Consider the following 14874-nt stretch of genomic DNA (forward strand, 5'->3'; position numbering starts at 1 on the left):
AAGAATGATTTTCATCGTGCTAGTGCATTTATCAGAATTTCCTTAAGGACATTCTGCAAATAATGGCCCAAAAAATACACAGATGTATTTTCAACGCTTAACAATAACTTTGCACAAAAATGAGAATAGGTAAGTTTACTTGCCGGGTAATTCACTGAGCAACGTAGCCAGCAAGTCGAACACTTCACTGAACAAATGTTCGCAGAAGGGCGCTAGCAGCGGCATCATCAGGCTAATGAACACCATACCGATTGATAAGGTGACAGGGAAGCCGATAGCGAAAACGGAGAGTTGAGGTGAAACGCGGTTTAACAAACCCAGGGCCAGGTTTAAGGTGAGTAACAGAGTAATTAACGGTAGCGCTAATCTCATGCCATTAAGGAAAATCAGGCCTGCAGCTTTGGTCAGGGCCATAAACGCATTGCCGTTAAGCGGCTCCCCGCCGATGGGCAATGTATGAAAACTGTCAGCAACCATCGAAATCAGCCAAAGATGACCGTTGAACGACAGAAACAGCAGCATGGCCAGCATATCCAGAAAGCGTGCCAGCACCGGCATATTCAGGCGGCTGCTTGGATCGAAGAAGGTGGCAAAGGATAACCCCATCTGCAAACCTATCACTTCACCCGCTGTGCGCACGGCTGCAAAAGCAAACTGCATGGTAAAACCAATCGATACGCCAATCAGTATCTGTTGGATTAGCAGCCAGAAACCACCGACGGAGAATAATGTAACGGTAGTCGGGGGTAAGGAAGGCACCAGTACCCAGGTAATCATCACGCCCAGCCCGATTTTGACTTTACGGCTGATGGATTTTTCATTCAGTAACGGCGCAGACATGATCAAAGCCAGCACGCGGGCAAGGGGCCAGAATAGCTGACTTATCCAGAACAACAGCTGACTACTGTCAAAAAGAATCATTATCCGATCATATACGGCAGGTTACTGAACAGGGTGCGCATATAGTCGAGCACCAGATTCAGCATCCATGGACCGGCAATCACGATAGTGGTGACAACCGCCAGGATCTTAGGAATAAAGGAGAGCGTTTGTTCGTTGATCTGGGTTGCTGCCTGCAACAGGCTGATAAGAAAACCGCTGACCAGCGCAGCCAGCAGCAGCGGAGCCGCCAGTGCCAGCGCAATCAACATGGCATCATGCCCCAGTACCATTACCGATTCAGGTGTCATTGTCGTGGCTCCGCGTTAGGAATAGAAACTTTGGGCCAGCGAACCGACCAGCAACTGCCAGCCATCGACCAGCACAAATAGCATGAGCTTAAAGGGTAACGATATGGTCGCTGGTGGCACCATCATCATCCCGAGAGCCATCAATACGCTGGCGACCACCAGGTCGATAATCAGGAACGGAATAAAAACGGTAAAACCAATCTGGAACGCCGTTTTCAGTTCACTGGTCACGTAAGCGGGCAGCAGAATACGCATCGGTACGGCTTCGGGGCCGGCAATTGGCGGTGTGTTGGCTAAACGGGCAAACAGCGCCAGGTCACCCTCACGCGTCTGACGCAGCATAAACTCACGCAGCGGCTGGGAACCTTTCTCAATGGCTTCCTGCATGCTGATTTTGTCTTCGCTGAACGGCTGATAGGCATCGGTATAAATTTTGTCGAACACCGGGCCCATAATAAAGAAGGTCAGAAACAGCGCCAAACCCAGTAAAACCTGGTTCGGTGGTGCAGACGGTGTTCCGAGTGCACTTCGCAGCAGACCAAATACGATAATGATGCGCGTAAAGCTGGTCATCATCAGTAAGATGGCTGGCAGGAAGGTCAGCGAGGTAATAAATACCAGTGTCTGTACCGGCAGTGACCAGCTCTGGCCGCCATTGGCCATTGGTTTGCTGATCAGGCCCGGTAACTGGGCATAAACATCAGGTGCCAGCATCAGCAGGCCGAGCAGCAGCAGTGGAAGGGTGCGTTTCATTTTTTCTTCCCGGCGCTTTTCATTAATGACTGGAGAACCTGACGGAAATCGGGCTTTGGTTCCGCAGAGTCGGATGTCTCTTGCTGAGGTTTGGCAGGCAGCGTGTGCAGATGGGTAATCTGCTGTGCAGTAACACCCAGCACCAGACGCGCATCATCAACGTCGACAATCACGACACGTTCACGTTGACCCAGCGAGCAGCTTGCACTGATATTCAGTGTCTGACTGCCGCTGCGTCGTGAAGCAAAGCCGAAGCGTTTTGCCACCCAGGCACAAGCGAGAATAAGAATAATAATCGCTGCCAGCACGCCACTCACCTGAGTGAGCATAGAGCCGGTTGAAATGGCCGGCTGTGGGATGACCGGCTGCTGCTGCGTGGTATTCATTTAGCGACTCAGGCGACGCATACGTTCAGACGGGGTAATAATGTCGGTGATGCGTACGCCATACTTATCGGCCACCACGACCACTTCACCCTGAGCAATCAGATAACCGTTAATCAGGATATCCAGTGGCTCACCCGCTAATCCATCCAGTGCGACAACCGAACCTTGCGACAAGCGCAGCAGCTCTTTGATTGTCATTTTGGTACGGCCCAGTTCAACGGTCAGTTTGACCGGGATATCCATAATCATATCGATATCTTGCAGAGAACCGGACACATCGCCCACATCCAGCGATTTAAATACGCTGTCGGTGGAAGAGGATTTTACCTGTTCATTCATTGCGTCAGCCCACAGGTCGTCCGCAGAGATGTCGTCATCGGACGGCTTATTCGTATCACTCATCGGGCTGTTCCTCATTCAGCGAATTCAAAATCGGGTTGATCAGGTGTTCCACGCGCAGAGCGTACTGCTTATTCAGCGTTCCGTACTGGCTGGTCAACACCGGCACGCCATCCACATGGGCGATAATGCGGTCCGGTTTTTCAATCGGTAATACGTCGCCAGGCTTCAAGGCCAGCAGACGTGAAATTCTCATCGATACTTCGGCAAAATTCGCCACCAGTTCCAGCTCAGAGTGCTGAACCTGTTTCACCAGCGTGTCACGCCAGTTTTCATCTTCGCTGCGAGAGTTTTCTAACGGTGGGTTCACCAGCGTTTCACGCAGCGGTTCAATCATGCTGAATGGAATACAGATATTGAACTCACCGGTCAGGTTACCAATCTCAACCTGGAACGGCGTGGTAACCACGATATCGTTAGGTGAGGTGGTGATGTTGGTGAACTTCACCTGCATCTCTGAACGAACGTACTCGACATCCAGCGGATAGATTGGCTTCCAGGCCTCACTGTAACAGTCGAGCGCCAGCTTCAGCATACGACGGATGACGCGTTGTTCAGTGTGGGTGAATTCACGTCCCTCGACTTTCGTCGGGAAACGGCCATCACCCCCAAACAGGTTATCTACGGCGATAAACACCAGACTCGGCGAGAAAACCACCAGCGCCGTGCCACGCAGCGGCTTGAGGTGGATAAGGTTAAGGTTAGTTGGCACCGGCAAATTGCGGGCAAACTCATGGTATGGCTGAATCTTGATCGCGCCGACCGAAATATCCGGGCTGCGGCGCAACAGATTAAACAGCGCCATACGATAAGAACGCGCAAAACGTTCGTTAATGATCTCCAGTGCTTGCAGACGCTCACGAACGACGCGGCGCTGGGTATTGGGATCATAGGGGCGAATGTCGCTCTCGCCACCGCTACTGACCTTATCTTCTGTCGCACTATCGCTGTCGCCATTGAGTAGTGCGTCAATTTCTGCCTGAGAAAGAATGCTATCGCCCATAAATATCCATCACCGCAGAATGAAGGCCGTGAAGAGGACATCTGTCACGACCTGCTGTGGTTGTCCCTGCACCAGCGGAGGTGCCAGTACCTGTTTTATCTGTGCTACTAATGCCTGCTTGCCTTGTTCATTCGCTAACGCCGAGGCACTTTGACGTGAAAGCAACAGCAGCAGACGACTACGGACTTCCGGGAGATAATCATTCATACGACGACGCGATTCTTCGTCTGGCAAACGCAGCGTAAAGCCCACGTACAGCACACGATCCGGGTCGTTATCTGGGTTGATCAAATTAACCGTAAAAGTATCCAGAGCAAAAAACACCGGCGCAGGTGGCGGCTCCGGCTTTGCTGCCGCAGCGGCATCTGCCGGAGTTTTCATCATGCGCCAGACTGTATAGCCCGCCACGCTGCAAGCGACCAGAGTCACAATGAGTAACACCGGTATCAGGAGCTTACGTTTGCCGCTTTTGGCTTTAGCGTTATCAGTCATATTAGCTGTAACTTCCTGTGATTATTTTCGGGGGCGGTGCCACGTAATCCACTGTCCCACGGCGTTATGACAAATTATCCCGCGTCTTGCGCCAAACAATAGGCAGAAAAGACGCGAGTTTTGCCATCAGCTTACGCGTTTGTTGCCGTCAGGCGAAAATATCAACAGCATTGGAGCCGGCTGCGCGCGCCTGCAGGGCGGCAGGAACGGCAATTGGCGTCACATCACTGTCATTTTCTGTAGCAAGACTAAACGGGCTTCCGTTGTTATTGCGCTGCTGTTCCTGCTGACCAGCAAAAGACTGGCCTTGCTGGAACGCATCGCTACTGACATTACTTTGACCCAGGTTGATGCCACTCTCAGCCAGAGAGGCGCGCAGTTGAGGCAATGCTGCCTCCAGTGCGGCCCGCACCTGGCTCTGATTTGACACCATACTCAGCTGGGCCTGGTCATTATCCAGTTTCAGGCTGATCTGGATACTGCCCAGGTCCTGCGGATGCAGATGCAACTCGGCGGTCTGTTGCCCGTTGCGACTGAACATCAGGATCTGTTGTCCCAGTGCCTGCTGCCATTCCGGGCTTCCCAACTGAGAATTCAGCAGAGGAGTTGCCGGTGCACTTACCATCGAGGTTGACGTCGGGGTAAGTAATGAAGACGCGGTACTGATCACATTATTGGTTATCGTCGCGGTAGGGGCAGAACTTGAATTTTCTTTATCGATATCTTTGCTGACGTTGCTCATAACCTGCTGAAAAGCCGGGTCGAGAGTCACCGCGCCTGGATTTACCGACGCTTTACCTGTGCCCGTGCCGTCAGAAGATTTTGCACTAACGGGAACCAAAAGGGCGTTATTGCTGTTTTTAGCGTCTGCGCTAGTGGCATCCCCTTCTTCCGTTGTCACTTTACCCAGGGCCGCACTCAGCGCATTCAGCGTCGATTGTTTATCGCTTTTATTAAGCCCAGCGGTGAGCAGATCGCTATTTTTTGCCGTAGCACTGGCAACCGGAACGGCGGCGTTGTTCGGCAGCATGGCATAAAGCGCCTGCAATGCCTGAAGATCGCTGTCGCTGAGTGTCACCGCAGGTGCCTCTTTTTCATCCGTTGCCACATCGTCTTTGGTAGCGATTTTTGCCTGCTGCGGCTGCAAGAGGGCCGTCAGCGTATCGGGCTTATCCAGAGCGGCCAGCAGATCGCTGATGCCCGGCTTCTTAGCCTCTTTGCCGTCATCACTGGCTGCAACCTCGACGCCATCGACTGCCACACCCGTTCCACCCTGTTGGGCCAGGGAGAGCAGGCGGTTGCCTAAAAGCGTCAGGAAGCCCTGCTGCGAGGTCTCCCCACCCACCGTTAATTCACTGCCGGTGCTGTCGAGAGTACTGTCGCCGGTGCTGCTGACTTTCGCGCTGCCGGTGGTTGCCGTCGTCGTGACCGCAGTTGGTAAGGTAATCATTCGCCTTTCCTCAATGATGCCCGTTGGGCAAATTCATCCATCCGTTTCTGATCGAGACGGTTTTCTTGTAACAGGGCGGTAGCCAGCGCGCGTGACTGAAGAGTCTCGTAGGCGTGCAGCCGTTGTTGTTTGTCGCGCCACAGGCGCAATGCATTTTCCACGCGCGTATTCCAGTGCAGCAGTTGCTGACGATGTTGCTCAATCGCGTTTTCCAGCGTCTGAATAAACTGGTGATAGTTGTACCAACGGGTACTGGCTATCCCTTCGCTCATGGTGTTGTTAAGGTTCTTGCGGTATTCGTCCTGATAATTGAGCAGCATGTTGAGCTGCTCATCGGCCTGTTTTTGCGCTCGACGCACGTCACCTAACTGAATGGCGGCTTTTTCCACATCTTTGTGCGCCAGATCGCGCAGCGTATCAATGGCTGAGACTGTTTTTGTCATAAAGCCCTCCAGTCAGGCGGCATCACGGCACAGGGCGTGATGCGACTTCAGATGAAACTTAACCAAAAATCGCCTGCAAATGCAGGCTGGCATCGTCGAAGGTGCTGCGCTCAAACATACCCTGTTGCAGGAAGGCTTCCAGTTCAGGGTAGAGTTTGATCGCTTTATCCAGCGTTGGGTCGGTTCCCGCCGCATAGGCGCCCACGCTGACCAAATCACGGTTGCGCTGATAGCTCGACAGCAGCTGTTTAAACTGACGCACGCGGGCGTAATGGGTCTCATCAATCAGGTGTGCCATTACGCGGCTGATCGAGGCTTCAATATCAATGGCCGGATAGTGGCCGGATTCCGCCAGGCGGCGTGACAGAACGATATGGCCATCAAGGATGGCGCGGGCTGAGTCAGCGATGGGATCCTGCTGGTCATCCCCTTCGGTCAGAACGGTATAGAAAGCGGTAATCGAACCACCGCCGTCGATGCCATTACCGGCACGTTCTACCAGTGCAGGCAATTTCGCGAACACGGAAGGCGGATAGCCTTTGGTCGCAGGGGGTTCACCGATGGCCAGGGCAATTTCACGCTGCGCCATGGCATAACGCGTCAGGGAGTCCATGATCAGCAGCACGTGCTGGCCACGGTCACGAAAATCTTCGGCAATACGCGTGGCGTACGAAGCACCCTGCATACGCAGGAGGGGAGAGACATCGGCCGGGGCGGCAATCACTACCGAACGCGCACGTCCTTCTGTGCCGAGGATATTCTCGATAAAGTCTTTCACTTCACGGCCACGCTCACCAATCAGGCCCACGACAATCACGTCGGCTTTGGTATAACGGGCCATCATGCCCAGCAACACACTTTTACCCACGCCGGAACCGGCAAACAGGCCCATACGCTGGCCGCGTCCGACGGTGAGCAGGGCGTTAATCGCACGCACACCGGTATCCAGCACATCGGTAATCGGCGTACGCTGCAACGGGTTAAAAGGCGGGGTATTCAGCGGTGCGCGATAGCCGGTTTCAGGTGCAGGCAGCCCGTCCAGCGGGCGGCCGCTGCCGTCCAGCACGCGGCCAAGCAGTTCCGGGCCCAGCATCATCTGTTTACCGCTGTTCTGTTTGTCGCCGGCGATACGTGCGTACACGCGCGCTCCGGGCAAAATACCTTCAACTTCTTCCAGCGGCATCAGCAGCAGCTTCTGGCCGTTAAACCCCACCACTTCACTTTCCACTTCGCTAACGCCCTGGCTGTCGTGACGTTCAATCACACAGGTGGCGCCCAGCGGCAGTTGCAGCCCGGTCGCTTCCAGTACCAGACCGGTAGCGCGGATCAAACGACCATAACGACGGACGTCCGGCACTTGTGCCAGACGTTGTTCGAAGTTGTCGAGTGCGCCAAGCCAGCGCGACAGGCGAGTGGTCATTATAATTCTCCCGGTGCGGCCAGGCGGCAGAGTTCGTGCCAGCGGGTGGCAATACTGGCATCCAGATCGCCATCTTCCGCGCTGACCTTGCAGCCGCCGGGATGGATGGTACTGTCACCGAGCAGACGCCAGCCGTGCAGGCTGAGCGTCGCGCCCAGCGTGGTTTCCACGCGGGGCAAATCGTCGGGATGGACGCGCAGCGTAGGTTTGCCGCTGAACATCGGTTCCTGTTGCAACATGCCCTGAATCTGACGCAGCAGGGCGGTACCGTCGACGTGAGGCGCCTGGCCAATCACCTGACGGGCCGCTTCCAGTGCCAACTGCATCAGACGTGAGGCAATCACGCTATCCAGTGCTTCCAGCGTATGGTGAAACTCGGAAACCAACTGCTGCATACGCGCCTGTAATGGCGCCTGCTGCTGCTGTGCCTCTGCCAGACCCTGTTGAAAACCAGCGTCATAGCCGGCTTTCTGACCTTCAGAAAAACCGCGCTGCTGCCCTTCGGCGTAACCCAGACCCTGGGCTTCGTTGCGGACCTGAGCCTGCAACTGTTCTAACTGAAACTGCTGCTGCTCAATCGGGTCATCGGTAGTGACCTCGGGTAAGACCAGCTCTTCAAGCAGCGGACGATCCGGGCGCGCCAGGTCGTTTGGCTGCCAGCGTTGCCAAGGCAGTGACGCGTTATCAGACATAAGTTTCCTCGCCACCACCAATCACCATCTCGCCGGTTTCGGCCAGACGACGAACAATCAACAGAATCGCTTTCTGTTCGGTTTCCACCGCAGACATACGCATTGGACCGCGGTTGGCGAGGTCGTCGCGCAGGATGTCGGCAGCACGCTGCGACATGTTGCGCAGGAATTTCTCGCGCAACGGCTGCTCGGAACCTTTCAGAGCCACCAGCAGCGATTCGGATTCCACTTCCTGCAACAGGCGCTGGATACTGCGATCGTCCACTTCGACGAGGTTTTCGAACAGGAACATTTCGTCGATAATTTTCTGTGCCAGCTCGCCGTCGAACTCGCGAACCGCTTCGATAACCGCTTCTTCCTGCTGAGTTTTCATCAGGTTGATAATCTCTGCCGCGGTACGAACACCACCCATCTTCGCACGCTTGAGGTTCTGACCATCCAACAGGCCATTGAGCACTTCGGTCAGTTCTGCCAGCGCGGCTGGCTGTACGCCGCCGAAGGTGGCAATACGCAGCATCACATCGTGACGCAGACGTTCGTCGAACTGCGCCAGAATATCGGCCGCCTGGCCGCGTTTCAGGTGCACCAGGATGGTGGCGATGATCTGCGGATGTTCGTCGCGGATCAGGTCGGCAGCCGCCTGTGGTTCCATAAAGTTGAGCGTGTCCATCCCGGAGGTGGTCTCGCGCGTTTCCAGAATATCTTCCAGCAGGGTAGACGCTTTCTCTTCGCCCAGCGCTTTGATCAGCACGGAACGCAAGTAGTCGTTAGAGTTGAGGCTCAGGGCTGCATACTGTTCTGCATCAATTTCGAATTCGCGCAGAACATCGGTAAGCTGCTTATGAGATACCTGACGCATATTGGCTATCGCCGCACTGAGGTGCTGCACCTCGCGGGAGTCGAGATGTTTGAACACCTCGGCGGCGCGGTCTTCGCCAATTGTCATCATCAGGATGGCGCTTTTCTCAGTACCGGTGAGACTCATAGTTCTTCCTTCATCCACTGGCGAATAACCAGAGCCACTACGCGTGGGTCATTTTCTGACATCTCACGAATACGCTGGCTCATCACCTCAGCACTCATGCGGTGCTGAGATTTACGTTCCTGGTCAAGTTCGTCTTTCGACAGCTTGACGGAGATACCGGACTCTTCATCTTCGGCCTGACGTGCAGCAGTAATGGCAGCAGCTTCCAGCGCGGCTTTCTCCTGCTCTGCTTTACGACGCAGCTGTGGACGAACCAGTTTGCGGTAGAGGATGTAAGCCACAATCAGCACCAGTAACCAGCGTCCGGCTTCCAGCATCTGCTCGATAAATGCAGGTTGTTTCCAGAATGGCAGCTCAGCGCCAAGGTCACTGTTTTCCGTGAACGGAGAGTTAACCACGTTCAGGCTGTCACCACGCTGCTCCGAGAAGCCCATCGCTTCGCGGGTCAGGTTTTCGATCTGCTTAAGCTGTGCATCATTCAGTGCAATAGGCTTACCGGCGGCATCGGTACGGTAGTTCACCACCACCGCAACAGACAGACGCTGAACTTCACCGACATTCATCTTGGTATGCAGGATGGTGCGGTTCACTTCGTAGTTAGTCGTGTCATCGTTACGCGTATTTGACGGAACGATTTTCTGAGCACTGCTGGTGGCTGCATTGGCAGCCGCATTATTCGCGTTAGCACCGGCTGCACCGTTAGCGCCAGCGGCACCCGCAGCACCGTTAGCACCCGCAGCACCATTGGCACCGGCGGCACCGTTAGCTGGGGTGGTAATCGGACCTGCGTTGGCCGGAGCCGGTTGGTTCGACAGGGCACCCGGAACGCCGCCAGGATACTGGCCACCAAGTTGTTCGCTGTTGCTGGTCTGGCGTGAGCGAATTGCTTGCTGGTCAGGGTTGCTGTTCGGTTTGTACTGCTCGTCGGTCTGCTCACGGGTATTAAAGTCGATTTGCGCGGTGACCTGCGCATGGACATTGCCGTTGCCAACGATAGGACCCAGGATGGCTTCGATACGCTGCTGGAAACGCGCTTCAACATCGCTGGCATATTTTAACTGGGTGTCATTGAGGTCACGCCCGGTTGGATCGTTCTGAGTCAGCAGACGGCCCGCCTGGTCAACGACGGTCACATTGCCCGGTGGCATACCGGCGACGCTGCTGGACACCATATGGACAACGGCGTTGATCTGACCTTCATCCAGCGCACGACCCGGCTGCAATGCCAGGGTCACAGACGCGGACGGTGATTTCTGCTCGCGCACGAACAGCGTTGGTTTTGGCATCGCCAGATGCACCCGTGCACCCTTAACCGGGCCGAGTGTTTCGATGGTACGTGCCAGCTCACCTTCCAGCGCACGCTGGTAGTTCACCTGTTCGCTGAACTGGCTGATACCGAATTTCTCTTTATCCAGCAGCTCGAACCCCACAGCGCCACCTTTCGGCAACCCCTGTGAAGCGAGGCGCAGGCGCAGCTCATGCACCTGTGCGGCAGGAACCAACAGCGCACCACCCTGATCGTCGAACTTATACGGTACGTTCATCTGGGTCAGTTGCGTGACGATAGCCCCGCCATCCTCATTACTGAGGTTGCTATAAAGGACGCGATAATCTGGCTGCTTGGCCCACAATACCATCGCAATAACGATGGCAATGACCGCGGCCGCCGCAACGATAATAGGGATGCGTGGGTTGGCGCGTAGGCGAGCGAACAGGTCATTCAAACCTTTCTTCTCTGGATTATCCTGCGTGACAGTTGCATTCATGACTCGTTCCTGCCTGACAGTTGACCGGACTGTTGCGTGTAGTGTCGTAACAAAACTGACTCCCTGATGCGCTGGCTTAAAAAATTTCCACCTCAATGGACTGCCATTATTTTCTGAAATGAGAAATTCGATGGCTGGATAAGCTGTGATTTATGCGGCTATTTAGGGGCTTTGTCTTATTGACATTGTGTTAAGTTTGTCAGCAATCGTAATCACCACATCGTTCGTTCGGGAGAAAACATGGCTATTCAGGGTATTGAGAGTGTGATGCAAGCGCTGCAAACCACCGCAATGCAGGCTGCTGGCGGTAAAGGCGCTGACAGTACATCGCAGGCAGATTTTGGTGCGGAGCTAAAAGCCGCGCTCAGCAAGATCAGTGAAGTCCAGACCGAGTCACGTGCTCAGGCGCAGGACTTCCAGATGGGTAAAGAAGGCGTTTCACTGAATGACGTGATGGTGGATATGCAGAAGTCCAGCGTCTCAATGCAGATGGGCATCCAGGTGCGTAACAAGCTGGTGAGCGCGTACAGCGACATCATGAACATGCAAGTTTAAATTGGTTAAGTACCTGAATAAAATTGTTTAAATACCTATCCGGTGTGAGTGTGGGGCAGTAGTGGGCAAAGCCGTTTCAGGGCTGGTGATCATCAGCCCTGCCATACCGCGTGATAGTGAAAGCAGTCACTGATTAGCTGCGCTGTATCCTTACAGGTGCTTATCGACACGTCATCAATGTGTTTTTTATTCAGTGATCATCGTTGATGCCGATGCTATGCCCCTGCCAGCCAATATAGACACACTCAGACAGTCTAAATTCCTATGCGAATGATACTTAATATCATTTAACTTGTTAAGAATGCTTCTTACTTGTATTATTGCTTTGCCCCTCACAGAGCTAACACCACAGAGTGCCGGAGATAAGCGCCGGAAGGGGTATGTCACTCTCATCTTTTTCTCTCCCCCGGTCATAAATCCTGCAATCTGCCCTGTATTTTTCTTCGTCACTGCCGATAACTTTCAACAGCGATCCTGAGCGCGTGCTGTTTTTCCGCGCCGGCTGACAACAATGAATAATAACCTTGAGGTAGACATGGATAACTTTCAAAAAGAGATCGATGAGAGAGCGAATCTCGCATTATCGAATAAGTTCGAACTTTTGTTATTCCGCCTGGGGTCTGCTCATCAGGATGATAAGCCTGAGCTGTTCGGTATCAACGTTTTTAAACTGCGTGAAATTGTGCCGATGACCAACATCACCCGTGCGGCAGGTATGAAATCGCCGCTGCTGGGTATGGCGAATATTCGTGGGCAGTTGATCCCGGTGATCGATCTTCCTGCGGTGGCGGGTTGTACTCCTTCAACGGGCCTCAATTTATTGCTGGTGACCGAATACGCGCGCAGCACGCAGGCGTTTGCGGTGGAATCTGTTGAAGATATCGTACGCCTTGACTGGAGCCAGGTACATGCAGCGGAATCCGGTGTCAGTACCCGTAACATTACCAGCATTGCCTGCCTGGATAACAACAACAACATGGCCATGGTGCTGGATGTTGAGCAGATTCTGCATGATGTCATCCCTTCTGTTCGTGAAGTGAAAGAAGGCGACATTAAGGTGAAAACCTTCAAGCTGAAGCCGGGTGCGATAGCGATTGTGGCGGAGGACTCGAAGGTTGCCCGTCAAATGCTTGAGCAGGGCCTGAAAGCGATGGGGATCCCGGCCGAGATGCATACCACGGGTCTGGAAGCCTGGGAAAAAATTAAAAAGCTCTACAAAGAGGCTCAGGAAGAGGGCACTTCTATTCATGACAAGATCGCTCTGGTGTTAACCGACCTTGAAATGCCCGAAATGGATGGCTTTACGCTGACGCGTAACATCAAGAGCGATCACAATCTGAAGGATATTCCGGTGGTGATCCATTCTTCACTTTCTGGCAGTGCTAACGAAGATCACGTCCGTAAAGTCGGGGCGAATGGTTATGTGGCGAAATTCGAAATTAATCAGCTTTCCGCGGTGATACACCAGGTACTGGAAGATGCAGTCTACTGATTGTAATACGTTAAATATCCCTCCGTCCTAAGAGGGTAGTCAATGAAGAGAATGCAGCGGGCAGGACAGGTGCGACTGGCGCACCTGCCTGCTTTTACTTCTCCCTGCAACGCCTTTGCAACGTGGCGATAATCATTGCGCTAATTCACATATCAGAATAATTCACTTATCACTTGTCTGAAAAATCCTAGAATGAAACCGGGCATCGTTAAAAGGAGGCTGGAGGAAGTAAGGAAGAGAACGTACAAGGCCCGGTACGTCGATTTGACGCGATCTGGATGGTGCGCTTGCTTACTGAGGTTCCTTCATCAGAACTTATGGATAAAGACAGTCATAACCCACCCGCCGATGTTCAGGCGGAAATTCCTGCGGATCCTCCACCGGACAGCACGGATTGTGCTCATCCGATTGCAGTGGATCTGGAAGGTTGGGTGTTAACACCCGCGCAGCGAACCTTTATTAAGTCATTACTCAGTGAGGATGACGAAAGCGATACCGATCGCTAAAAACAAACAGGCCGCCAGTGTGCGGCCTTTTTTTTTATCTGTCCGGTACCGACTGAACAAACGCAGAGCAAAATGAGCAGCCTGAATGGTTGCCTGGGCCAGGTAAAGCACAATGCGGGCAATGATGTCCGACGGCAAATGTACTGCGCATATTCAGACTTAACCTCGCACACTCTTCCTGACCCAGCAGATGACCAATTTTGCGTATCAATCTTTTTTCGCGCTGACGCGCAGCGATGGCAGCCGCACGTCGCGCCTTATAGCGGCTACGACAGGTACCGAATGGTGCTGCCGTTTTCCAAAATATCGTAGTCATAAAGACCTCCGGTGCAGGAACCCGTTCTCTGATTCCCCTTGCCATGTGCGGTAAAAACCCTCGTAAGCGCAGCTGATGAATCACGCCTATAAAAACGATAGCTATAGTTATTATCAATATCAAATGTTATGAATTAAATAACCTTTGCTATCAGCGTATTTATTTGAAATAGCTGATTTTTAATATTTAATTTGGATTAATTGGCAGTTTAATGGCAAAGAACTGAAAAATTTTACTAACCTATTCAGTTATATCGATAGATGAACACTGTCATGCCCATGATGTGAGAGGGATTGATGGTTTACCGCGAGGAAATACTGATGGTTTCTGTGTTGTTCAGGGTGTCTGGCGGTCACTACGAGGAGATAATCCTGCCGGAGCAGGAGGTGAGTGATTATCGTCTTAAATCGCGAATAAGGAAAATAGCCACACCGATTAAGCGGACTTCTCCCGCCAGCTCAACCGCGGGCAGGCGTGGGTCATCAACGGTTAAAAAACCATTCGAGGGCCCTTCCAGATAGCGGTATACAGAGACGCGTGAATTCATCTCAGCCATGACAAGATCTCCAGATTCAACTGGTACATCGACGTCAATGATCACAACGCTGCCTGCGGTTGCTTCCACGCAACCGCTATTTCGGTCAAGAATATAGGCCCGCCAGCTCTTTTTAGCCTTAACGCCGGTGGGGACAGCGACCAGTTCAGTGGTTTTTCCGCTGGCATCCCAGAGCGGCACAGTAGTGCCGCGTTTAACTTTTTCTGTGGGGCTCATGGCTGCCGCTCCGCGCATCTCTCCCGCGCCGTTTGCCAGCCACTCCACGTTGATATCCAGTGCTCTGGCAATGTCGACCAGCTTACGCGATCCCTCTGCCTCACCCTTCGTCAGCCGCCAAATTGTTGGCTGTGATACGCCCGATGCTTTTGCCAAAGCACCCTGTGTCATTCCCATCATGGTCATAGCCATGTTCAGCCGCCAGGCGAGTGTATTCGGTTTCATATACCAGAATTTATAGCGATGCGTATTTT

17 protein-coding genes are annotated in these 14874 nt (G+C 53.3%); 3 read left to right on the forward strand and 14 right to left on the reverse strand.

Annotated elements, in window-relative coordinates; translation table 11 throughout:
* Window positions 1-135 precede the first annotated feature (135 nt).
* From fliR to fliF, 13 genes are all read right to left on the reverse strand, one after another.
* The gene (fliR, locus tag WH277_RS14445) at window positions 136-921 is read right to left on the reverse strand and encodes a flagellar biosynthetic protein FliR (RefSeq protein WP_133842880.1); all 786 of its coding nucleotides are present in this window, start codon (window positions 919-921) and stop codon (window positions 136-138) included.
* On the reverse strand, window positions 921-1190 hold the full coding sequence (gene fliQ / locus WH277_RS14450; protein WP_133842882.1) for a flagellar biosynthesis protein FliQ: 270 nt from the start codon (window positions 1188-1190) through the stop codon (window positions 921-923). Before fliQ ends, fliR begins: the two co-directional genes overlap by 1 nt.
* A 15-nt stretch (window positions 1191-1205) precedes the next feature.
* The gene (fliP, locus tag WH277_RS14455) at window positions 1206-1943 is read right to left on the reverse strand and encodes a flagellar type III secretion system pore protein FliP (protein WP_133842884.1); all 738 of its coding nucleotides are present in this window, start codon (window positions 1941-1943) and stop codon (window positions 1206-1208) included.
* Window positions 1940-2329: a flagellar biosynthetic protein FliO gene (fliO, locus tag WH277_RS14460; protein WP_133842886.1), complete on the reverse strand. Its 390-nt coding sequence runs from the start codon at window positions 2327-2329 to the stop codon at window positions 1940-1942. Before fliO ends, fliP begins: the two co-directional genes overlap by 4 nt.
* Window positions 2330-2731: a flagellar motor switch protein FliN gene (gene fliN / locus WH277_RS14465; protein WP_133842888.1), complete on the reverse strand. Its 402-nt coding sequence runs from the start codon at window positions 2729-2731 to the stop codon at window positions 2330-2332.
* The gene (gene fliM / locus WH277_RS14470) at window positions 2724-3731 is read right to left on the reverse strand and encodes a flagellar motor switch protein FliM (RefSeq protein ID WP_133842890.1); all 1008 of its coding nucleotides are present in this window, start codon (window positions 3729-3731) and stop codon (window positions 2724-2726) included. Before fliM ends, fliN begins: the two co-directional genes overlap by 8 nt.
* A gap of 9 nt (window positions 3732-3740) precedes the next feature.
* The gene (gene fliL, locus WH277_RS14475) at window positions 3741-4223 is read right to left on the reverse strand and encodes a flagellar basal body-associated protein FliL (protein ID WP_133842892.1); all 483 of its coding nucleotides are present in this window, start codon (window positions 4221-4223) and stop codon (window positions 3741-3743) included.
* Window positions 4224-4371: 148 nt separating this feature from the next.
* Window positions 4372-5673: a flagellar hook-length control protein FliK gene (locus tag WH277_RS14480; RefSeq protein ID WP_159337069.1), complete on the reverse strand. Its 1302-nt coding sequence runs from the start codon at window positions 5671-5673 to the stop codon at window positions 4372-4374.
* Window positions 5670-6116: a flagellar export protein FliJ gene (fliJ, locus tag WH277_RS14485; RefSeq protein WP_133842896.1), complete on the reverse strand. Its 447-nt coding sequence runs from the start codon at window positions 6114-6116 to the stop codon at window positions 5670-5672. The genes WH277_RS14480 and fliJ overlap by 4 nt, the downstream gene beginning before the upstream one ends.
* A 58-nt stretch (window positions 6117-6174) precedes the next feature.
* Window positions 6175-7536: a flagellar protein export ATPase FliI gene (gene fliI / locus WH277_RS14490; RefSeq protein ID WP_133842898.1), complete on the reverse strand. Its 1362-nt coding sequence runs from the start codon at window positions 7534-7536 to the stop codon at window positions 6175-6177.
* Entirely contained in the window at window positions 7536-8228 is a 693-nt protein-coding gene (gene fliH / locus WH277_RS14495; RefSeq protein WP_133842900.1) for a flagellar assembly protein FliH, read from the reverse strand. The genes fliI and fliH overlap by 1 nt, the downstream gene beginning before the upstream one ends.
* A complete protein-coding gene (fliG, locus tag WH277_RS14500) occupies window positions 8221-9213 on the reverse strand; it encodes a flagellar motor switch protein FliG (protein ID WP_133842902.1) in 993 nt (330 codons plus the stop codon). The genes fliH and fliG overlap by 8 nt, the downstream gene beginning before the upstream one ends.
* Window positions 9210-10979, reverse strand: a complete 1770-nt coding sequence (gene fliF, locus WH277_RS14505; RefSeq protein WP_171149413.1) for a flagellar basal-body MS-ring/collar protein FliF — start codon at window positions 10977-10979, stop codon at window positions 9210-9212. The genes fliG and fliF overlap by 4 nt, the downstream gene beginning before the upstream one ends.
* 240 nt (window positions 10980-11219) lie before the next feature.
* Here fliF and fliE point away from each other — a divergent pair, with 240 nt between their 5' ends.
* The 3 genes from fliE to WH277_RS14520 all read left to right on the forward strand — a co-directional run bounded on the left by fliE (window position 11220) and on the right by WH277_RS14520 (window position 13532).
* The gene (fliE, locus tag WH277_RS14510; RefSeq protein ID WP_159337066.1) at window positions 11220-11534 is read left to right on the forward strand and encodes a flagellar hook-basal body complex protein FliE; all 315 of its coding nucleotides are present in this window, start codon (window positions 11220-11222) and stop codon (window positions 11532-11534) included.
* 535 nt (window positions 11535-12069) lie between these two features.
* A complete protein-coding gene (locus WH277_RS14515) occupies window positions 12070-13026 on the forward strand; it encodes a chemotaxis protein (protein WP_133842908.1) in 957 nt (318 codons plus the stop codon).
* Between the two features lie 317 nt (window positions 13027-13343).
* On the forward strand, window positions 13344-13532 hold the full coding sequence (locus WH277_RS14520; RefSeq protein ID WP_133842910.1) for a hypothetical protein: 189 nt from the start codon (window positions 13344-13346) through the stop codon (window positions 13530-13532).
* A gap of 710 nt (window positions 13533-14242) precedes the next feature.
* Here WH277_RS14520 and WH277_RS14525 read toward each other — a convergent pair.
* On the reverse strand, window positions 14243-14812 hold the full coding sequence (locus WH277_RS14525) for a helix-turn-helix domain-containing protein (protein WP_339505824.1): 570 nt from the start codon (window positions 14810-14812) through the stop codon (window positions 14243-14245).
* Between the last annotated feature and the right edge of the window lie 62 nt (window positions 14813-14874).

It is taken from the genome of Erwinia sp. MYb416, assembly GCF_037479575.1.
Taxonomy (GTDB): Bacteria; Pseudomonadota; Gammaproteobacteria; order Enterobacterales; family Enterobacteriaceae; genus Erwinia; species Erwinia rhapontici.